General features: G+C 44.1%; 13 protein-coding genes, 2 rRNA genes and 1 CRISPR repeat array. Of the genes, 7 read left to right on the top strand and 8 right to left on the bottom strand.

Annotated features, from left to right (window positions below):
• Nucleotides 1-121 precede the first annotated feature (121 nt).
• Complete coding sequence (locus AAHK14_RS02395; protein WP_065256575.1) at nucleotides 122-3250, top strand: ATP-binding protein; 3129 nt, start codon at nucleotides 122-124, stop codon at nucleotides 3248-3250.
• 20 nt (nucleotides 3251-3270) lie between these two features.
• Nucleotides 3271-4053, top strand: a complete 783-nt coding sequence (locus tag AAHK14_RS02400) for a crotonase/enoyl-CoA hydratase family protein (protein ID WP_065256574.1) — start codon at nucleotides 3271-3273, stop codon at nucleotides 4051-4053.
• A gap of 13 nt (nucleotides 4054-4066) precedes the next feature.
• A CRISPR array of direct repeats spans nucleotides 4067-4938; the repeat unit is 36 nt; unit sequence ATCTACAAACAGTAGAAATTTAAAAGGTCGTTAGAC.
• A gap of 181 nt (nucleotides 4939-5119) precedes the next feature.
• On the opposite strand, the gene cas2 is transcribed toward AAHK14_RS02400, so the two are convergent.
• The 4 genes from cas2 to cas12a are packed head-to-tail and all read right to left on the bottom strand — an operon-like array spanning nucleotide 5120 to nucleotide 10823.
• Nucleotides 5120-5389, bottom strand: a complete 270-nt coding sequence (gene cas2 / locus AAHK14_RS02405; RefSeq protein WP_062499110.1) for a CRISPR-associated endonuclease Cas2 — start codon at nucleotides 5387-5389, stop codon at nucleotides 5120-5122.
• Nucleotides 5386-6414 (bottom strand): type V CRISPR-associated endonuclease Cas1, encoded by a 1029-nt coding sequence (gene cas1, locus AAHK14_RS02410; RefSeq protein ID WP_065256573.1) that lies wholly within the window; start codon nucleotides 6412-6414, stop codon nucleotides 5386-5388. The genes cas2 and cas1 overlap by 4 nt, the downstream gene beginning before the upstream one ends.
• Before the next feature lie 13 nt (nucleotides 6415-6427).
• Complete coding sequence (gene cas4 / locus AAHK14_RS02415) at nucleotides 6428-6982, bottom strand: type V CRISPR-associated protein Cas4 (RefSeq protein ID WP_083108366.1); 555 nt, start codon at nucleotides 6980-6982, stop codon at nucleotides 6428-6430.
• A 46-nt stretch (nucleotides 6983-7028) separates the two neighbouring features.
• Nucleotides 7029-10823, bottom strand: coding sequence for a type V CRISPR-associated protein Cas12a/Cpf1 (gene cas12a / locus AAHK14_RS02420; RefSeq protein ID WP_194092703.1), 3795 nt, complete (start codon nucleotides 10821-10823; stop codon nucleotides 7029-7031).
• A gap of 200 nt (nucleotides 10824-11023) precedes the next feature.
• Between cas12a and AAHK14_RS02425 the strand changes: the two genes are divergently transcribed.
• From AAHK14_RS02425 to AAHK14_RS02440, 4 genes are all read left to right on the top strand, one after another.
• A complete protein-coding gene (locus AAHK14_RS02425) occupies nucleotides 11024-12067 on the top strand; it encodes an FAD:protein FMN transferase (protein ID WP_115247862.1) in 1044 nt (347 codons plus the stop codon).
• A 343-nt stretch (nucleotides 12068-12410) separates the two neighbouring features.
• Nucleotides 12411-12848, top strand: a complete 438-nt coding sequence (locus AAHK14_RS02430; RefSeq protein WP_194092704.1) for a hypothetical protein — start codon at nucleotides 12411-12413, stop codon at nucleotides 12846-12848.
• A 37-nt stretch (nucleotides 12849-12885) separates the two neighbouring features.
• On the top strand, nucleotides 12886-14079 hold the full coding sequence (gene ubiM, locus AAHK14_RS02435; RefSeq protein WP_115247863.1) for a 5-demethoxyubiquinol-8 5-hydroxylase UbiM: 1194 nt from the start codon (nucleotides 12886-12888) through the stop codon (nucleotides 14077-14079).
• A gap of 69 nt (nucleotides 14080-14148) precedes the next feature.
• Nucleotides 14149-14370 (top strand): DUF2788 domain-containing protein, encoded by a 222-nt coding sequence (locus AAHK14_RS02440; RefSeq protein WP_062501070.1) that lies wholly within the window; start codon nucleotides 14149-14151, stop codon nucleotides 14368-14370.
• A gap of 76 nt (nucleotides 14371-14446) precedes the next feature.
• Here the strand turns inward: AAHK14_RS02440 and cmoB are convergent, their stop codons facing one another.
• A complete protein-coding gene (gene cmoB / locus AAHK14_RS02445; protein ID WP_194092705.1) occupies nucleotides 14447-15451 on the bottom strand; it encodes a tRNA 5-methoxyuridine(34)/uridine 5-oxyacetic acid(34) synthase CmoB in 1005 nt (334 codons plus the stop codon).
• A gap of 147 nt (nucleotides 15452-15598) precedes the next feature.
• Nucleotides 15599-16399, bottom strand: a complete 801-nt coding sequence (gene cmoA, locus AAHK14_RS02450; RefSeq protein WP_065256567.1) for a carboxy-S-adenosyl-L-methionine synthase CmoA — start codon at nucleotides 16397-16399, stop codon at nucleotides 15599-15601.
• A 76-nt stretch (nucleotides 16400-16475) separates the two neighbouring features.
• Between cmoA and msrA the strand changes: the two genes are divergently transcribed.
• Nucleotides 16476-16994, top strand: coding sequence for a peptide-methionine (S)-S-oxide reductase MsrA (gene msrA / locus AAHK14_RS02455; RefSeq protein ID WP_065256566.1), 519 nt, complete (start codon nucleotides 16476-16478; stop codon nucleotides 16992-16994).
• A 101-nt stretch (nucleotides 16995-17095) separates the two neighbouring features.
• Here msrA and rrf read toward each other — a convergent pair.
• Nucleotides 17096-17209 (bottom strand): 5S ribosomal RNA (rrf, locus tag AAHK14_RS02460).
• A 179-nt stretch (nucleotides 17210-17388) separates the two neighbouring features.
• Nucleotides 17389-20546, bottom strand: a 23S ribosomal RNA gene (locus AAHK14_RS02465).
• Nucleotides 20547-20783 lie beyond the last annotated feature (237 nt).

A 20783-nucleotide genomic window follows, 5' to 3' on the forward strand; every position in this document is an offset into this window, starting at 1 on the left:
TAGCGGTAAATTTGCCTTAAAAATCATCTTAAAACCCCCTAAATTAGCCCTAAAATTACCCCTAAAATTCACCTTGAAATTATGCTACACTATACCATCTGCCTGATAACATAGCCCACTCATGAAAAAAACCCCTTTTAACCTACGCAGTGCTTATGGGCAATTAGTCGCCCTTGTGTTTTTGCCGATAGTCATCTTGGCGATGGTCGGTGGAGTGCTTGTTTTTCGTGAAGTCAGACAGGCGGTACTCTCCGAACAGGACGCTTTGGCACGCACCGCCCTGCTCCGCTATGAGATGCGCTTGACCCGTCATTTTGCCGACTTAAAAAGTCAGACGACAAGCACAGGCGTGCCGACAAACATTCCTGTCTTTGACGAATGGTTTCATAAAATATCGCCCCAGCAGGTCAGACGTATGGCGATTTTTGATGAAAACTACCGCCTGCTTTTTGGCTATGGCGGTTATGATGATGATATCCCATTTGCCAGTGATGAACTGCTTGGGGTCATGAATAGATATCAAGGCAATTTTGAGCGTTATCGCAGCACTTATGGCACAAGCTATGGCAGGCAGATGATGTTTGATGGCACGCCTTATTATGTCGTTGTTGAGATGGATGACGAGTCTTTGACCATCACCAGTTATCGGGTGGTGCTTGCCCTTGCCATCACGGGCTTGACCACGCTACTGCTCCTTTTGCTCATTTTAAATATCTATTCTAAACGCTGGATTGCCCCGATTTATGAAATGCGTCTGTTTTTGCAAAAGCTAAATAGCGACAACATCGACAAACCCATCAAGACCAATGCCGATGGCGAGTTCTCCCTACTACAACGGGACTTTGTCCAAGCCATGAGACGACTGTCAGCAAGTTTTAATGAGCTAAAAACCCACGCCAATGAGACCGAACAGGATTTACAGCACGCCCTAGATGAGATGGAAATGCAGACCATCTCCATTCGCAAGGCTCGGGATTTGGCGGTGTCATCTAGCCATGCCAAGTCGGCATTTTTGGCAAACATCAGTCATGAACTGCGCACGCCATTAAACAGCATTGACGGCTTTATCAACCTACTGGCTCGGCACGATGGTCGGCACGATGGTCGGCACGATGGTCGCCACGGTCTAAGTGCCGAGCAAAGCCTGTACGTCCAAACCATCAAAAAATCATCCGCCCATCTGCTCGCTTTGGTCAATGACGTGCTTGATTTTTCAAAATTAGAAGCAGACAAGCTCGTGCTAGACAGTCATGGATTTGACCTATACTCTGCCATCTATGACGTGGTGGACATGCTCTCGCCCATGGCACTAGAAAAGCACCTTAGGCTGTCGGTGCTGTTTTATAATGACGTGCCAAACCGTGTGACAGGCGACAGTCTGCGAGTCAAACAAATCCTAACCAATCTCGTTGGCAATGCCATCAAGTTCACCGATACAGGGGGCGTGGTGGTGCGTGTGGGACTGTCCGATGACAATGATGGCTACCTGCACATCAGCGTTGAAGACACGGGCAAGGGCGTGTCCGATGATGACAAAGCGTCGCTGTTTAAGAGTTTTAGCCAAGGCGATTTGTCAGTAACCCGTCGTTATGGCGGAACGGGGCTGGGGCTTGTGATTAGCAAACAACTGACCGAGCTGATGGGCGGAACGATAGGTTTTTATGACAATAACAGCGAAAACATCGCCAAGACAGGGGCGACGTTTTGGTTTGAGATGCCCATTCATCTGGGTGGTGCAAGCGTGCAAGCTCCTGATGACACGGGCACCGATGATGATTTATACAGCCTAACAAAACTTGCCCCAACCAAGCTGTTGGTATGGATAAACCATGCCCCCGCCATTCAAGTACTAAAAGCAACCTTGGCAGGGTCGGATGTGGACGTGCATTTTGCCATCGGCTTTGCTGATTTGTTAGAACAGCTGGACAAGGCGGGGCATGGCTTTGACTGGGTGATTGTGGACTATTTTGGGCAGGATGCGTCCTTGGATGATGTCGGTGCCATCCTTCGCCAAATCCGCTCTCGCTATCAGGGCAAACTGTCCGCCTATGGCTATCAAGTGGGCATGGACAACGCCCTACTGGACAAATACCAAACGCACGCACTCTACGAACCCATGGACAAACGCCAACTCATCGCCATGCTCGCCGATGGCAAGCCCATGCAGGATACCCCCATCAGTAAATTCTCGGGTCATCGGGTGCTGGCAGTGGACGACCATCCACCCAACCTGCTCGTGTTAGAAGCCCTGCTTGGCGAGCTTGACGTGACAGTCATCACCGCCCATAATGGTTTTGATGCCATCGAGACCATGACCCGTGCCATCAGCATGGGCGAGCGGATTGATTTGATTTTTATGGACATTCAAATGCCCAGAATGTCAGGATTAGAAGCGAGTATCCAAATCCGCAAAATCGAAGAGAGCCACAACCATCCCCCTGTCCCCATCATCGCCCTAACTGCCCACGGTCAGTCTGATGAAAAAGAGCGACTGGTGTCGGCAGGTATGAGCGACTATGTTGGCAAACCCATCGGGCATGAACAGCTGGTGCAGACACTCTCACGCTGGCTTGGCGAGTCGGGCAGACCTGTCATTACCCCCACAGACGGCACGCCCGACTTTGCAGGTACGCCCTATGGCAAGATGGGCGAGATGGGCGAGCTGACGGGCGATGACATGGGTGACGGCACAGATAAAGACACAAATAAAAGCATGGATAAAGGTGTGGGTGACAATGGGTTGACCCCCCAACAGGGCAAGCACGCCCATAAAACTGACAAGCCTGACAAAACCAAATCCACCCTACCTGACATCGACTGGGCGGACGCATTGGCACGCTCTGCCAACAAAGATGACCTTGCCAAAACCTTACTCTCACTACTTATTGAGAGTAGCGAGAGCGAAAAGCTCGCCCTAGAACGAGCGTGGGCAGACAGAGACAGAGTCGCCCTTGCTGACATCACACATCGGCTGGTCGGGGGCAGTCGCTACACGGGTGTGCCACGCCTTAGAGCCACAGCAGAAGACTTTGAACAAAAGTGCCGTGCCAATTTGGGCGACACATCAGCAGGGCAATTCATCAGCATTCGCCCCAGTTACCGCTCACTCATCGACGCCCTAGAAAGCCTTGAAAATATTGACATCGAAGACTTTTTGGCAAATGGGGCGATGGACTCATCCACCCTTGAATCAATACCTAAGTCGGGCGGTCATGATGATGAAGATACCCTACCTTGGAAAATGGTATAAAGCATAACAAAGGAGACCTCATGCAAACACTCACGCTAAGCCATGACAACCACATCGCCATCATCACCTTATCTCGCCCCCACAAAAAGAACGCCATGAACTTTGTGATGATGCAAGAGTTAATCAAGACCGCTCGCCACATCAAGGCGGACAAATCGGTGCGTGCCGTCATCATCACGGGCGGGGCGGATTTTTGTAGTGGGCTGGATTTGGCGGTGTTTGGCTCGCCTAAGAACATGATTTTTGCCACCAAAGAGCTGATAAAGCCAGCCCCTAGCTTGTTTCAAAAGGTGTGCTTGATTTGGCAGAGCCTGCCTGTACCAGTGATTGCCGTGGTCGATGGCGTATGCCTTGGGGCGGGGTTACAGCTTGCCATGGGGGCGGATGTACGTATCAGCCACCCATCAGCGACATGGTCAGTACTTGAAGCCAAATGGGGATTGGTCGCTGACATGGGATTGACCCGTCTTGCCAAAGACATCGGCAAGGATAAGCTAAAAGAGCTTGCCATGTCCGCTCGCCTACTTGATGCCCAGACCGCTTACGACTACGGACTCATCACCCATCTCGATGATGAACCGATGACACGTGCCAAAGCCCTAGCCGATGAGATTGCCACTCGCTCACCTGATGCGGTACTGGCGAGCAAACGCCTTATCAATCGCATGCACCCAAGCGACCATCTGACCTTATACCAAGAAAAACTGTGGCAGTTAAAGCTCTTCGCCAGTCATAACCGCAAACTTGCCATCAAAAAAGCCAAAGACACGGCAGTAGCGTTTCGGGACAGGCAGTGGGGTTAATCATCTTAAACGCCAATACAAACAGTAGAAATTTAAAAGGTCGTTAGACGTATTGATTTTATGGGAAATTTAGTTGTATCTACAAACAGTAGAAATTTAAAAGGTCGTTAGACTTCAAAAACCACGACTATAATGATAGTATCTACAAACAGTAGAAATTTAAAAGGTCGTTAGACCAAACCTTTTGGGGCTTGTCAATACCTAATTATCTACAAACAGTAGAAATTTAAAAGGTCGTTAGACCAATCACTTCACACGCATAAACATTATTGCATCTACAAACAGTAGAAATTTAAAAGGTCGTTAGACTTGACTCATATCTTTCTCCTGTCATATCTATCTACAAACAGTAGAAATTTAAAAGGTCGTTAGACTAAAAGCTAGGGTTATTGATTTTGCCATATCTACAAACAGTAGAAATTTAAAAGGTCGTTAGACAAAATCATCATACACTTTACAACGCCACTATCTACAAACAGTAGAAATTTAAAAGGTCGTTAGACATCTTTGGTGATGCGACCTGTGCTAAGAATCTACAAACAGTAGAAATTTAAAAGGTCGTTAGACATGGGTTTTCTCCATTGATTTTACAGGTATCTACAAACAGTAGAAATTTAAAAGGTCGTTAGACAGTCGCCTAAGACCTTAAAAGTACTTATCTACAAACAGTAGAAATTTAAAAGGTCGTTAGACACCTAAAAGAGCATTATAAAGATTTGGTATCTACAAACAGTAGAAATTTAAAAGGTCGTTAGACACACATCGCACACGGCACGCAGTCTCGCCATCTACAAACAGTAGAAATTTAAAAGGTCGTTAGACTTTGCAACCATTCTTTGAACGTTTAACATCTACAAACAGTAGAAATTTAAAAGGTCGTTAGACCCGTTTTGGGGTATTTTTAATGATTTTTTGAGAAATTAGCAAGTTTTTTGTACAAAAAATCATCATTTTTACCGCCAAAACATGATAAATCACACATTAAGACTTAGGTTTGTAAAGTAAACATTTGGGTGTGATTTAGATCTCTTATTATAACAAACCTCATCATTTTTGCCAAGGATTTTTATAAAATTAACAAATCCTCATTACGATGTTTGGCATGACCAAATCTTAATACTTCACGTTCTGTAAACCGAAAGATAATGACGCTATCCGCTCCTGTAAATAAAGACTCAAATTCTGCTTTTATTTTTTCGGTGATGATGTTTAAAATGCGTTCGCTGTTTTGAATTTCATAGACCGAATATTGCAACCTGTCGCCATATTGCATTAAAAATTTGGCAAATCGTCCACGCACTTTATTATCACTGATGTCATAACTGACGATTATCATACATCTTCTCCATTTGCTTGTATGTCAAAATTTGGCAACATCAAAACCAATTCGTCAAATACCATATCTTTATCAGCATATTTCATATATGCACGATAAAAATCCCTGATATAAACAAATATTGGTACTTTATGGGCGATGATTGCCTGCATTAAAATGGCGTTATAAGTTCTTTGATGTTCAGGTTTTAGTTGGTATTGCATTTTTATTTGATTAAAATGCTCTGTTTTAAATTGCCCAAGATTAAATGATGTCAATACCTGCTTATCCACGATACAGCGAAATGGTTCAACCAAATCACATACCAGAGATTTTCTTCTATACCAAAGCTGATGAAGCATGCCTTTATAAACATCAAAACCAAATAATCGTAAATTTACCTCTATATAATTAAACAACAGCGTATAACCCATATCCAGCACCACATTGACAGGGTCTATTTTTAGGCGTGGTTTTCTGCCTTTCCAAGAGATGTGTTTTAATTGCCCAAAATGATGTTTAAAATAACTTTTGGCAATATTACCCTCTATGCCCATTAATTCATCCAAATGTTTGGTTTGACCAATCTGCCTTTGATAATCAGCCAATATTTCTATCATTTGGCGTAATTCATCGTCTTTTTTACGAATGCCTTTTAATAAAGTGATAGAATTATTGGCTTTTTGTTCTATAAAATGTTTGGCAAAATTCAAGGTTTGATTATCGCCAATAGCATATTGCTTCTGCCTTAATAGATAATTTGCCTCACCAAAAGAGCTGACAAATAAAATCGGTCTTAATCTTGAATTTAACAAAATCAAGGCAATGCCATATTTTTGACAAAATTCAATCAACACATTAGTCAGCGTACAATACCCAATAATCATCAAAGCCATGGCTTTATGACGGGTGATTTTGGTTAATGTCTCATCGCTGTCTTTATTTTTGATGATGATATTGCCTTGTGAAATGCAAAGATGATAACCACCCTCCAAGTTATTTAACAATATCATCTGTTTTTCTTTGATGTCCGAAATACTAAGCATGGATTATCCTTATTTAGTCCGTCTTATCACACAAAGGTTGATAAATACAATGGGTGCATTTATTGATATTGATATGAATGTCATCAGTCATGGGATTGTAATGACGTATCTTGTATAAATGACTTTCAAACCAATCAATAATCTCATCATCAGGCAACGCCAAAGCGTGGCTTTTATTATCCGTCATCGAATAAAAACCCAAATAATCCACTTCAAATCCCATGTCTATCAAACAAAAATACTGGGCATAAAGCTGTAATTTATAGCCGTCATAAATGGTTTTAATCGTGCGTTTGCGTTCGATGAGTTTTTTGCTATCGGCAAAATATTGGTCGATTTTACCTGTCAAGCCATATTTATCCGAATGCACCGCCATGGCAGTGATAACGGACTTTTTGGTGCTGTATGTGCCATTATCCACGCCCTCATGAGCGATTTTGCCTTTGACTTGTGGCGTATCGTGATATGTATCATCGTCCAATGCCTGATAGACGTTATGTAGATAAATCGAATAGGGGCAAAAAATAAAATCATTTAATTGGCTGATATTTAACGTATGATGTTCCATACTATCTCCCAAATAAAAAGCCCAGCCGAAACTGAGCTTTTAGCGATTAGCGGTTTTGAGCGAAGTTTAGCCATGTTTGATTGTCAATGGCAAGTTTGATTTTATCCAAATCATTGCTGTTTTTTAGTTCATTTAATAACCATAAGCCCTTTAATGCGATATGATATGCCCCATTGGCGTCCGCATTTTGTGGCTGTGTATCATCTGCCAATGCCGAATTAAAAAACACACCCTTATCATCTGCCACAGGCGATAAAATAAAATCTTCATCACTACTGGCGTTACTATATCGCAATGCAAGCAATGCCTTTAACAGGTACATCAGCGATTTATGAAATTCTTTGTCGTTATTTTGGCAAATATCCATAACCAAATTTGGTTGTTTGTCATTGATGTGATAACGAGCAAATAGCGATTTTAATTCATCATTGACATTAATGCCAATGGTCGCCCCTTTATTTTGATTGGCGGTTTTGTCATAAACATAGCGTTTATCGCCATGCGAGCAAATGACCCATGTTTGGCGAGAGTTTTTGGCTTTGTCAGTGAATTTGGCATAATCCACATAAAATTCAAAATAACCCTTGTCTGCGTTATAAAAAATCTTATCAAACTTACCAAAAAACGCTTGCGATTGAGCGATATTTTCATAACGTGGTTTTAACAAATCCACAAAGCCCGTTGCAGGGTCTATTTTACTGGTATTCCATGCAGGCACATAGAATAAAAAGCCTGTTTGCTTGCCAATGCTTTTTAGGTCGGTAAAATTATTGGTCAGTTGTAAGGCGTTTTTGTATGAGCCAATCTCATCATCTGCCTTGTCTTTTAATGCCAAATGATTTAGTTTTTTGATTAAGGCGTTTTCAAAGTTTTGGTAAATTTGCTTTTCCACCTTAAAGCGACCACGCTTAAATCCAAAATTTAAATCCTCTAACACCACAATAGCATTATATTTAAGCATAAGCTGGCTGATTTGATGTACCACATGGCTTAGATAGCCCGATTTTAGCTCTTTAATGGTCTCAATCTCGCCCCAACCGACACGAGCATTTAGGCGTTCTATTTCTCTTTTGTCCAGTATCTTATGATAAGGCGTGGTCATTTGTGTGCCATTTGCCGATGTGGTGATGATGTCATTGAGACTACGCTGTTCTAAGATTTCGCCTTTGCTGTTAATCACGGTCAGATATAGCAGATGTCGCTCACCACGGTCTATACCTATTACATTGACATCATTATATTGTTGTATGCTTTGATTAACTTTTTTATTAAACTCTTTAATCGTCATGCCCTGCACGCCAAAATTCATGGTAATAGGCACATGTAGCATAAACTTATCTTGGGTATAACGTTTGTCTTTGATGATGTCATAGACAAATTGACGCTTTTTGGGATTGTCAGGATTTTTATTTTCTAATACCTCGCCTGCACGATGAATGGTGGTTTCATTCATATCCAAAGACGCCTTGCGATAAAATATCTCCGCCTCGCCATTTAATTTATAAATTGGATTGGCAAGATTATTTTCACTAAATAACGCCTTAAAATACAAAGTATGTAAATTAGGCTTGCCGTGAGCCTTGGGCGAGAAATCTTTATTATAAATCTGGAATAAATACAACTGACCCTGCTCAACCAACTCATCAATATACTCGGCGTTGATATCCACAAATTTTACTTGATAACCTTGTGGCTCAACTTCTCTATAAAAATCGCTTAAATCCTGATAGCTACTGGTTGGCGAAAATTCAAAACCAAAATGTTGCCATTCTGGGTGCTTATTAATACTCGCCTTAAAAAAATCAATCAACGCATGGCAGTCTTTTAGATTAAAATTATTGCCTTTTTTGTGCGTGCCTTGTGCATATTTATCCAGCAGTTCGGCAGAAGGATTATAATAATCCAAATTACTCTTGGCAAAAAATACTTTTGGTAGCATTTTATTAGGACCGGGCAATAATTTATAAACCATTTTTTGATAAACGCTTTTACCTGCATTTGGAGCATTATCAAATACTTTTTTATGAGCTTTATCCAATAAAGCCAAATAATAACAGCCGTCTTTTTGTAAGATAACCCCAAAATTATCTTTTTCTTTATTCAAATCCCAACCGTTTAATAATGTCGGGTTGCCAAAGTTTAATTTGTATTTTTCGGTACTAAATGGCTTTTGGGACAGATAATCACGCACTTTGTTATAAAGCGTGGCAATCTTGGCAAGCTCATCATACAACGCCCCAAACTCACCATAAAAATTGCCGTCTTGGTTATCTAGCGTGGTTTTGGTCGTTAATAACTTAGCAAAATGCACCACGTTTAGGGCGTTGTCTAGTAGCTCTTTTAGTTGTCTTAATTGTGTCATTTCAGGACTTTTGTCTGATTTGATTTTGGGCAATGCTCGCTCGCCTGCTGGGCGTTCACGCTCCAAAAAACCCTTAATGGTGCTGTGGCTGTTGTGTATTTTTTGGATTGGATTATCTACGCCTGCCAGACCGTGTTTAAAATACTGCCCAAGCTTGCCCGCCTGCACAGACTCATCATCATGCCCAGCAATATAATGCTCTATCGCCTGTTCAAGGCTTGCCAAGGAATGCACGCCTTTGATGAATTTGTCTTTTTCTTTTGTCAGTTTTTCTTTGGCATTGTCGGTTTTGGCTTTGGCAAATCTCTCATTAAACTCTGGGTTCACCACATCCACATAATAGCCGTCCAACACCCGACCCAACAAAGCAAAATCACCAAATGCCTGCTTGGATAGCTCATTTAGGTTTTTATGTTCAACATAAATGCCGTCCTTTCGATAGTCATCAAACCTATCAAACAAGCTTTGCACCTTGGCAAAAACATGGGCATAATGGCGGTAAAATTCATTGACCGCTTGACACACCTCGCTATCATCGGCAAATTTGCTTGGCAAAAATGACACGCCCATGCCGTCGCTTAGGATTTGTTTGTGTAGGGGGCGTAATTTGGCGATACGTTCGGATTTTTGGCAATGTTGGTTGTGATGAATATTGATAAGCTCATTAATACCTTGTATCTTGCGAGAACCTGCCTCGCCACTGATACCGCCAAGCAGGGTATTATAAGCCGTGATACCCTCTTGGGTTAAAAGCTTGTGATAGCCGTCCAGATGACTTGCCAGCGACACATCCAAACCGTTGGCATTTAGCTCATTTACAATCTGGTCATACAATACCGAGTGCTTTTGTTTGATGGTTACCAGTATTTGTAGATTATCGATAAAACGTGGCAAGTTTTCATGAATCAGACGATAGGCAATGGCGGTATGCTTATCATCACTACTGTACATGTTTTTGCGGTTATCATGAAAGCCCGTAAAGTAAGTACTAAACTTCTCAAAATGGGCAATTTGGGGAAGCTTGGGCGATGACTCGCCCTCTTGGGCGATGACAAATTTTGCCAAATCACCAAGCTCTTTGCCGTCTTTAAAGAGCTTTGCCCCAAATAAGCGTTCATAACCAGCCTTGTATTTGCCACCACTGTCTATCGGCTTGACTACCTCTTCTCGTAAAGCGGTTTGTATCTCGGTTAGCTGTTTTTGCAATGTGTCATCTTTGGGATTTTTTCGTAATGCCAAATAAACCTCATAAAACTCTGGCAGTTTAGTTAATGTCACCTCGCTCATCATCTTGGTGATAAAATCACGATGATAATCGTCCAGTATCGCCTTTACCTTTTGGTACATGTCCGCCATGGTCTCATCTTGGCTCAAAAAGTTTTTGGCGTGGATATGTTCTAATGTCTTACCAATGGGCTTTAATTCAAAACGCACGGTTTTTGATAGGGGGTATAAATGAGTAAAGTCTTGAAATAACATAAAAAATCTCCGTTTGGTGGTGGCTGGGTACTATTTTGGTACAGCTGTATTTTATAAAAGGCGATTTGTCTTGTCAATATTTTTTATAAGAATATGTAATATGACAAAGATATCATTTTATGATGTATTATGTTATAATTTTAGCCGTCTAACGACACCACCAATTTCTACTATGTGTAGATTAAGAATATGTAAAAATCATGAAACATCAATATCTTATCTCATTATTCATCCTCGCTTTATCCGCTTGCACCCCCACCCCACCGTCCACCACTTACCAAAAAATAGACGGGCAAACGATGGGAACAAGCTACCACATCGCCTTTAAACTACCAAAAGAGGCGACCACAGACGAGATACAGGCAAGCATAGACGCTCGCCTTGATGAGATAAACGACAGTATGTCTACTTATCAAGCCGACAGCACCATCAGCAAATTTAATGCCCTAAGTGCAGGGCAGACAATACAAATCGACCCCGATTTTATCAAAGTCTTATCCGACAGCAGACTCATCTATAAAAAGTCGCACCACGGCTTTGACCCAACCGTCTATCCACTTGTGGAGCTTTGGGGCTTTGGGGCAAAGATGAGCGTAGAACGCCTACAAAATCCACCCACCGAATCTGAAATCCTAGCCGTGCGTGATACCATCGGACTTGATAAAATCACGCTAAATGGCAATGAATTATCCAAAACAAAAGACGGTGTGGGACTTGATTTTTCGGCGATTGCCAAAGGCTATGGCGTGGATACAATCGCAGACGTTCTAAAATCTAAGTACAACATCACCAATTATATGGTGGAGATTGGCGGAGAAATCGCCACAAGCGGAGTCAATGACAAAGGACTGCCGTGGACGCTCGCCATTGACAAGCCCATCATGGGTAGCACCACCGCCAACCGTGAAATCATGACCACCCTTGCCCTATCAGGGCAAAGCATGGCGACCAGTGGCAACTACCGCAACTCGCTTGACTATGATGGCAAAACATACAGCCACACCATCAACCCACACACCGCAAGCCCTGTGGAAAATGGCGTACCAAGCGTAACTGTCATCGCTGACACCACCGCACTGGCGGACGGCTGGGCAACCGCCTTGACCGCCATACCCCAAGATGACGCCATTAAACTTGCCGATGAAAATAACATCATCGCTTTATTTATTATCAAAGATGGCGACAACTGGCAAACCCACAAAAGCCAAGCTTTTATCGCCTTTGAACAGCAGGGTAAAAATTAACCATCAACTCTTTGGTAGTATTGCCTTTAAAAATCCGTCAATTTACATTACAATAGGGCGTGTTGAACATTGATAACATTATTAAAAATATGATGGAATTTAACGCTTTAACTCAATTTTTGCGTGAAAAATGGCTATCCGACCACTTAATCGTGTAAATTTTTAAGACTTTAACTTAATTTTTTAAATTAAGTGGTCGGATTGTTTTTCATAATAAAAGCTTGTTTGATAGAATAACTATCAAACTTCGCTTTTTCCTTGAAAAAACGGGCGATTTCCCCTATTTTTCATGGCAAATACCAACGTTCAGCACGCCCTAGCATAAAAACCCACAAGGATAATCATGACCGCATTCTCGCCTAGCCCCCAGTTTACCAAGCGTTGGCATGCCACCCCCACCGCCATCAAAAACGCCTTTCATCAAGAGCTTGATGACATCATTGACATGCTCCATGGTAGTACGCCTGCCCATGAATTTGAATTTAACCATGCCGATTTTGGGCAGACCGTTGAAGATTTGTTTTTTATCCACCGAGATGACACGCCCATCCCTGCCCGTATCATTCACAACTTAGAGACACCCCAAGCCTTATTTAGCGAGACATCCGCCTCCGCCCAACGGCTACACCCCAAAGATTTGGACGCCTTAGAAGCACGCATTACGGACAAACTTAGCAAGCAAATTGACGACTTTTTGGGCGAACACATGGCACAGGTCTCTGACGACCTAAAAGGCTGGCTAAAAACCGCCCTAAAAAACGAACTTGCCAATCACCAATAATCCACCAATAATCTGCCCACACCATATAAGGCTTATCATGAACACAGCACACAGCGACATCATCATTATCGGGGCAGGGCCGGCAGGTCTTGCGTTTGCACGGCATTTTAAGGGCGTGGATTTGACCGTGACCATCATCGAAAAATCCCCCCTAGATACCATCGCAAACCCTGCTTATGACGGGCGTGAGATTGCCTTGACTCACCGCTCACGGGAGATTATGCTAAACCTAGGGGCATGGCAACGCATACCCGATGATGAGATTTATAAGCTCGCTGATGCTAAGGTTTATAATGGTGATTTTAACTACGCCTTGCATTTTAAAGTGCCAAAAGATTTGAGCCTGCTCACCAGCATTGACCGCTTGGGCAATCTCATCTCCAACCATAACATCAGGCAAGCTTTTTATGATGAAGTCAAGGATTTGCCCAATGTACAAATCCTAACCGAACAATCCGTCCAAGACATTAAAACCGACAGCCAAGGGGCAAAGGTCATCTTAGCAGATGGTCGCACCTTGACTGCCAACCTGCTTATCGGGGCGGACAGTCGCTTATCCTTTGTACGTAAAAAGCTTGGTATTGGGGCTGAAATGAACGACTTTGGGCGGACGGTCATCGTCTTTCGGGTGTCGCACCCTTTATCTAATGGAGCGACCGCCCAAGAGTGCTTTTTGCATGGCAGAACGCTTGCCCTACTGCCCCTGCACGACCATCTGACCAACTGCGTCATCACGCTAGACAACACCCAAGCCGACAGCCTGCTTGCCATGACTGCCGATGAGCTTGCCTTAGAAGTTCAGCGTATGATGAGCGACCGCTTGGGCAAACTGACCCTAGCAGGGACGGTACATCACTACCCACTCATGGGCGTACACGCCAAAACCTTTGTATCTACTCGCTCGGCTTTGGTGGGCGACAGTGCGGTGGGTATGCACCCTGTGACCGCTCATGGCTTCAATCTAGGTATCATGGGGGCAAATACCCTAGCCACGCTTATGCTAGATGCTCACGCCAAAGGGCAAGACATCGCAAGCCCTGCCCTACTACAAAAATACAACGTCCGCCACCAAGCCCACACCCGCCCCCTGTATCACGGCACGAACTTTATGGTAAAAATGTTTACTGATGACAGCACACCCATGCAAGCGGTGCGGGACTTAACCTTGCGAGTGAGCAACCACTTACCGCCTGTCAAACGCTGGATAGCAGGACAGCTGACGGGTAAATAAGCCATACCGCCATCTTATCAAGTTATGTTATAATAAACTATTCTTACCCACTCATCCACAGGTGTTCTTATGATTGTTGCCATTTCCGAAGGACTGATTGTCAAGATTGGACTGTATGGGCTACTGCCTGCGTTCATTGCTTTTTTGTTTTTTATCATGTGGGACATGGCAAAAAGCACCAATGCTGGCAAGGCAGGGACATTTTGGATTTTTGTGGCATTGGGAGCGGGGTTTGTTGGCTTTTTATTAAAAATCGTGATTGAATTTGTGTTAAAGACGTGGTTTATTTAGGGCAATACCTAAACTATCGTCATTAAAGGACGTGCTCAGCACATCCCTACGCTATATATCAATTTATGGAATTACATTAAGGCTTTTTGGCAATCATGACCGCCCGTTTGGGAGCAGGATAACCTTCGGCGGTCTTGGTTTTATCGTCTTTGTCCAAAAAGTCCGCCAATGACTGATAATTCATCCACTCGGTTGCACGCTGTTCATCAGTGCTGGTTACATCAATATCTACACAACGCACATCAACAAAACCCACCTTGCCAAGCCATTTTGTCAATGCAGGCACGCTCGGCAAAAAGTACACGTTATTCATCATCGCATAACGCTCAAACGGCACCAAAGCGGTGTGTTCATCGCCATCAACGACGAGCGTTTCCAGAACAAGCGTGCCACCGTGCCGTAGCTGAGCCTTTAACTGCTCTAAATGCTCAAAGGGTGATGAGCGATGATACAACACCCCCATGCTAAACACGACATCAAACCACCCCCCAGACGGCAACGCTTCTAGCCCCACAGGCACATAATGCACGTCGCACGCCCCCACAAAGTGCTTGATTGCCATAAACTGATGATAAAACAAACACGACGGGTCAATGACCACCACCGATGTCGCCCCCGCCCCGAGCATGCGAAAGCCATGATAGCCCGAACCACCGCCGACATCCAGTACTCGCTTGCCCACCAAATCCAAATGCGGAGCAACTCTCTGCCACTTCCAATCTGACCGCCATTCGGTGTCTATGTGAATGAGCTTATCATCCGAGCCGATAAAAAAAGGGCCTTTTCGCCACGGCATGAGTGTTTTTAGCAGTGCCGTGGTTTTTTTATACTCGCCCATTTGCCAGTCATCGCCCAACGTGATGGCGACTTTATCGGTCAGATTCACCGCCACAGGATGAACGTCTGGCAATTTATTGATGGCGGATGCATAATAAGGGGCGTGAGCGTAGCGAGATTTGTCCTTGACATCACCAAGCCATGTCGGTAGATGAGCAAGCCACTCATGGGCGATTGAGTTATTTTTGGCAATGTTTAATAAAAACAGATACAAATCTTTTTCAAAATCAGCAATGGTAGTCATCGGTTATCAATGTAAAAGTTAAAAATTGGGCAGATTGCTTAAATTAACAAGTCATCATGAATTTATACTTAAAAGCAAATTACAATTTATCTTACAAATGGGTTTTAAAACCATCAATGATTTGCAAGATAAAATAAAATACAGACTTTATTTAAAAGCAATGATGGAGATAAAATTTAAAAAGCGAAACCACGTCATCTGTCTGGCAAAACCCACCGCCGTCAGTCGCTCACTGTGCTGATACTCGCTGTCAGTGATGAGTACATTTTCTAGGGCGTTTCTCTTCCCACTGATTTCAAGCTCGCTGTACCCATTGGCACGCTTAAAGTCATAGTACCGCTCAACTTGCCATGCGTCATTTTGCTCATCAAGCAAATGCACTTTTTCGGTCAATATCAAAATTCCCCCATCCGCCAATGCGTCATGGCATTTTTGCAAAAGTTCTGCTCGTTTGGCAGGCGGTAAAAATTGCAAAGTCAAATTCAGCACAATCATGTCGCATTCTTGAAGTGTCATCTCATTGATGTCATCGCAGATGATACTGATGTCATGATTGGGGTAATGCTCGCCCAACAAGGCAGTGGCACGCTCGGTCATGGGGTGCGAGTTGTCAATGCCGATAAGCTCCACTTCATCCGCCCCAAACTCACCCGCTAATGCAAACAGCACCGCCCCAAGCGATGTGCCTAGGTCATAGACACGGCTGATTTTTTTACCGTTTTTTTGCTGGCGATGTCCCAGATGACGACGGGCAAAAATCGGCAACATGGCAAGCACCTGCCCATAACCGGGGACACTTCGGCGTATCATGTCAGGAAAGCACGCCACCACCTGCTCATCAAAGCTAAAACGGGCGTGTTTGTCAAGGGGTGTGGTAAACAGTGTGTCCGCACCAGCATGAATGATTGGGTTAATGGTCGGACTGGGTGTGTGGTCGCTATGTGACATGGGTCGTTGGATTTTTATAAAATATGTGCTATTCTACCACTATTAATATGTTTTTTCATAAATTAAAGGCGTGATTATGCAAGAGATTATCCTAGAGGGCGGTTGTTTTTGGTGTACCGAGTCGGTATTTTTGGCGGTCAAAGGCGTTATCTCTGTGACCAGTGGTTATGCAGGCGGACAGGCAGAGACGGCAGACTATGAATCAGTGTGCAGTGGACAGACGGAACATGTAGAAGTTATCAAGGTTGTTTATGATGAGCAGGTCATTGATTTATCAAGTATTTTAGATATTTTCTTTGCCACGCACGACCCCACCACCCTAAACCGTCAAGGCAATGACATTGGCACGCAGTATGCATCTGTGATTTTTTATGACAATGAAGCGAATTTACCCATCATCAATGACAAAATCGCCACACTAAAAGCGGACGGCATTAATGTGGTCACACGCGTAGAAAAAGCCCCAACTTTTTATCAGGCAGAAGATTATCATCAGAACTTTTTTGCCAAAAATCCCACTCAAGGTTATTGTAACTTTGCCATCCCACCAAAGTTGCACAAGCTCAAAGCAGGGTTTGGCACTCTTCTTAAATAAAATTTTCTTTCATCCAAAAGACAGTCCTGCTGTCTTTTTAACCCACCCCAACTCAACCAAAACCCCCCACATCTTCCAATGTAGGGGGGCTTTAAATAAGGTGCTGACGATGACCTACTCTCACATGGGCGAACCACACTACCATCGGCGCTAAGACGTTTCACTTCTGAGTTCGGGAAGGGATCAGGTGGTTCCATCTTGCTATTGTCGTCAGCGTAAAAGGATTAACAACGCTGTTTATGAGTCTGTTGTTTTGTTTTTACTTTAAATTTTAATTTTTTAAAGTTTTAACTTTTTAAGTTAAGTTATTCAAGATTGATTCAAGCTTGTTAGGTAAAATCTTTAAACTTACTTATACAGCACATGAAGTAGTTTTAAACCACTTGGGTGTTGTATGGTCAAGCCAAACGAGCAATTAGTATTGGTTAGCTACACACATCGCTGTGCTTCCACACCCAACCTATCAACGTCGTAGTCTACAACGGCTCTTTAGGGAAATCTTATCTTGAGGTGGGCTTCCCGCTTAGATGCTTTCAGCGGTTATCCCATCCGAACGTAGCTACCCGGCGATGCTTCTGGCGAAACAACCGGAACACCAGAGGTTCGTCCACTCTGGTCCTCTCGTACTAGGAGCAGATCCTCTCAAATTTCCAACGCCCACGGTAGATAGGGACCGAACTGTCTCACGACGTTCTAAACCCAGCTCGCGTACCTCTTTAAATGGCGAACAGCCATACCCTTGGGACCTGCTTCAGCCCCAGGATGAGATGAGCCGACATCGAGGTGCCAAACACCGCCGTCGATATGAACTCTTGGGCGGTATCAGCCTGTTATCCCCAGAGTACCTTTTATCCGTTGAGCGATGGCCCTTCCATACAGAACCACCGGATCACTAAGACCTACTTTCGTACCTGCTCGACTTGTGGGTCTCGCAGTTAAGCGCGCTTTTGCCTTTATACTCTTTGAACGATTTCCGACCGTTCTGAGCGCACCTTCGTACTCCTCCGTTACTCTTTAGGAGGAGACCGCCCCAGTCAAACTACCCACCATACATTGTCCTTGATACTGTTATATCTAAGTTAGAACCCCAACATAACCAGGGTGGTATTTCAAGGTTGGCTCCATGGCAACTGGCGTCGCCACTTCAAAGCCTCCCACCTATCCTACACAAGTTAGGTCAAAGTTCAATGTAAAGCTGTAGTAAAGGTTCACGGGGTCTTTCCGTCTAGCCGCGGGTACACAGCATCTTCACTGCGATTTCGATTTCACTGAGTCTCTGCTGGAGACAGCGCTGCCATCATTATGCCATTCGTGCAGGTCGGAACTTACCCGACAAGGAATTTCGCTACCTTAGGACCGTTATAGTTACGGCCGCCGTTTACTGGGGCTTCGATCAAGAGCTTCGCTTACGCTAACCCCATCAATTAACCTTCCAGCACCGGGCAGGCATCACACCCTATACGTCCACTTTCGTGTTTGCAGAGTGCTGTGTTTTTAATAAACAGTTGCAGCAGCCTGGTATCTGCGACTGCCAACAGCTCAGGAAGCAAGTTCCATCACCATCGGCAGCGTACCTTCTCCCGAAGTTACGGTACCATTTTGCCTAGTTCCTTCAGCAGAGTTCTCTCAAGCGCCTTGGTATTCTCTACCTGACCACCTGTGTCGGTTTCGGGTACGATTTCTTTATGACTATCGCTTAGAAGCTTTTCCTGGAAGCAGGGTATTTGCCACTTCGCCAGTAAACTGGCTTGCTATCAGATCTCATTAATAGTCTGGCGGATTTGCCTACCAAACCTAACTACATCCTTCCACCTGGACAACCAACGCCAGGCTGACATAACCTTCTCCGTCCCTCCATCGCATCATAAACAAGTATCGGAATATTAACCGATTTCCCATCGACTACGCCTTTCGGCCTCGCCTTAGGGGTCGACTCACCCAGCCCCGATTAACGTTGGACTGGAACCCTTGGTCTTCCGGCGAACGGGCTTTTCACCCGTTTTGTCGTTACTCACGTCAGCATTCGCTCTTGTGATACCTCCAGCATACCTTACGATACACCTTCACAGGCTTACACAACGCTCCCCTACCACTTAATTGAAACAATTAAATCCGCAGCTTCGGCTCCTAGTTTGAGCCCCGTTACATCTTCCGCGCAGGCCGACTCGACTAGTGAGCTATTACGCTTTCTTTAAAGGGTGGCTGCTTCTAAGCCAACCTCCTAGCTGTCTGTGCCTTCCCACATCGTTTCCCACTTAACTAGGAATTTGGGGCCTTAGCTGGCGGTCTGGGTTGTTTCCCTCTTGACGACGGACGTTAGCACCCGCCGTCTGTCTCCCGGATATTACTCATCGGTATTCGGAGTTTGCATCGGTTTGGTAAGTCGGGATGACCCCCTAGCCGAAACAGTGCTCTACCCCCAATGGTATTCGTCCGAGGCGCTACCTAAATAGCTTTCGGGGAGAACCAGCTATCACCGAGTTTGATTAGCCTTTCACCCCTATCCACAAGTCATCCCCTGGCTTTTCAACGACAGTGGGTTCGGTCCTCCGGTGCCTGTTACGGCACTTTCAACCTGCTCATGGATAGATCACTCGGTTTCGGGTCTATACCCTGCAACTAATTCGCCCTATTAAGACTCGGTTTCCCTACGGCTCCCCTAAACGGTTAACCTTGCTACAGAATATAAGTCGCTGACCCATTATACAAAAGGTACGCCGTCACCCGACCACTTAATCGTTCTGATTGTCAAATTGTGATTTGACACGATTCATCAAGAAAGTTCTCATACGACCATTATTTTTTATGGTTCGTTCTCGCTTTCTTGCTACTTGTTCGTTAATGTAGGCTTCACAATAAACAATACGCCATGTTCTTGCTCTGGTTGAGTAAGTTGTGCCATTGTTATGGTCATCAATTCTTTGTTTTAAATTGGTGGTAAAACCAACATAAAACTCATCATGATTATCCACGTTTTGTATGACATAGACGTAGTAAAAATTCATTGTTATCCTCAAAACGATTAAGTGGTCGGGCTCCGACTGCTTGTATGCACACGGTTTCAGGTTCTATTTCACTCCCCTAACAGGGGTTCTTTTCGCCTTTCCCTCACGGTACTGGTTCACTATCGGTCAGTCAGGAGTATTTAGCCTTGGAGGATGGTCCCCCCATCTTCAGACAAGATTTCACGTGTCTCGCCCTACTTAATATGTCTCATAAACAGTTTCGCATACAGGACTATCACCTACTATGGTTGGCTTTCCCACGCCATTTTGCTACTGTAAATTCGATCGGCTCCTCCCCGTTCGCTCGCCGCTACTTGGGGAATCTCAATTGATGTCTTTTCCTCGGGATACTGAGATGTTTCACTTCTCCCGGTTTGCCTTACACAGTAAACTGTGTAATAGCCAACTTATGTTGGCTGGGTTTCCCCATTCAGAAATCGCCGGGTCACAGGATATTGCCACCTCACCGACGCTTATCGCAGGCTATCACGTCTTTCATCGCCTCTGACTGCCAAGGCATCCACCATGTGCACTTCATTACTTGACCATACAACCCCAAGTAGTCTTGGTGTCATAAGGGTAATGTGTAACGATTCACCTATGTTTACGCTTGATTCAGTTCTCTTTACTTTATCCGATCATCATCAATACTAAAAGTTTTAACTTTATATGCTTGATGTGGAGTATGATCGGAATGGTTAATTATTTGTTGGAATTAAATAATTAACCCAGACTCATAGTTACGTTGTTAAATAATGTAATTAACTTCATCAGTTAATTGTAA

Origin of the sequence: Moraxella sp. K1664, assembly GCF_039693965.1 — a bacterium.
Taxonomy (GTDB): domain Bacteria; phylum Pseudomonadota; class Gammaproteobacteria; order Pseudomonadales; family Moraxellaceae; genus Moraxella.

Coding starts and splice junctions, on each gene's coding strand:
- AAHK14_RS02395 (WP_065256575.1), top strand. CDS start 122: ATGAAAAAAACCCCTTTTAACCTACGCAGTGCTTATGGGCAATTAGTC.
- AAHK14_RS02400 (WP_065256574.1), top strand. CDS start 3,271: ATGCAAACACTCACGCTAAGCCATGACAACCACATCGCCATCATCACC.
- cas2 (WP_062499110.1), bottom strand. CDS start 5,389: ATGATAATCGTCAGTTATGACATCAGTGATAATAAAGTGCGTGGACGA.
- cas1 (WP_065256573.1), bottom strand. CDS start 6,414: ATGCTTAGTATTTCGGACATCAAAGAAAAACAGATGATATTGTTAAAT.
- cas4 (WP_083108366.1), bottom strand. CDS start 6,982: ATGGAACATCATACGTTAAATATCAGCCAATTAAATGATTTTATTTTT.
- cas12a (WP_194092703.1), bottom strand. CDS start 10,823: ATGTTATTTCAAGACTTTACTCATTTATACCCCCTATCAAAAACCGTG.
- AAHK14_RS02425 (WP_115247862.1), top strand. CDS start 11,024: ATGAAACATCAATATCTTATCTCATTATTCATCCTCGCTTTATCCGCT.
- AAHK14_RS02430 (WP_194092704.1), top strand. CDS start 12,411: ATGACCGCATTCTCGCCTAGCCCCCAGTTTACCAAGCGTTGGCATGCC.
- ubiM (WP_115247863.1), top strand. CDS start 12,886: ATGAACACAGCACACAGCGACATCATCATTATCGGGGCAGGGCCGGCA.
- AAHK14_RS02440 (WP_062501070.1), top strand. CDS start 14,149: ATGATTGTTGCCATTTCCGAAGGACTGATTGTCAAGATTGGACTGTAT.
- cmoB (WP_194092705.1), bottom strand. CDS start 15,451: ATGACTACCATTGCTGATTTTGAAAAAGATTTGTATCTGTTTTTATTA.
- cmoA (WP_065256567.1), bottom strand. CDS start 16,399: ATGTCACATAGCGACCACACACCCAGTCCGACCATTAACCCAATCATT.
- msrA (WP_065256566.1), top strand. CDS start 16,476: ATGCAAGAGATTATCCTAGAGGGCGGTTGTTTTTGGTGTACCGAGTCG.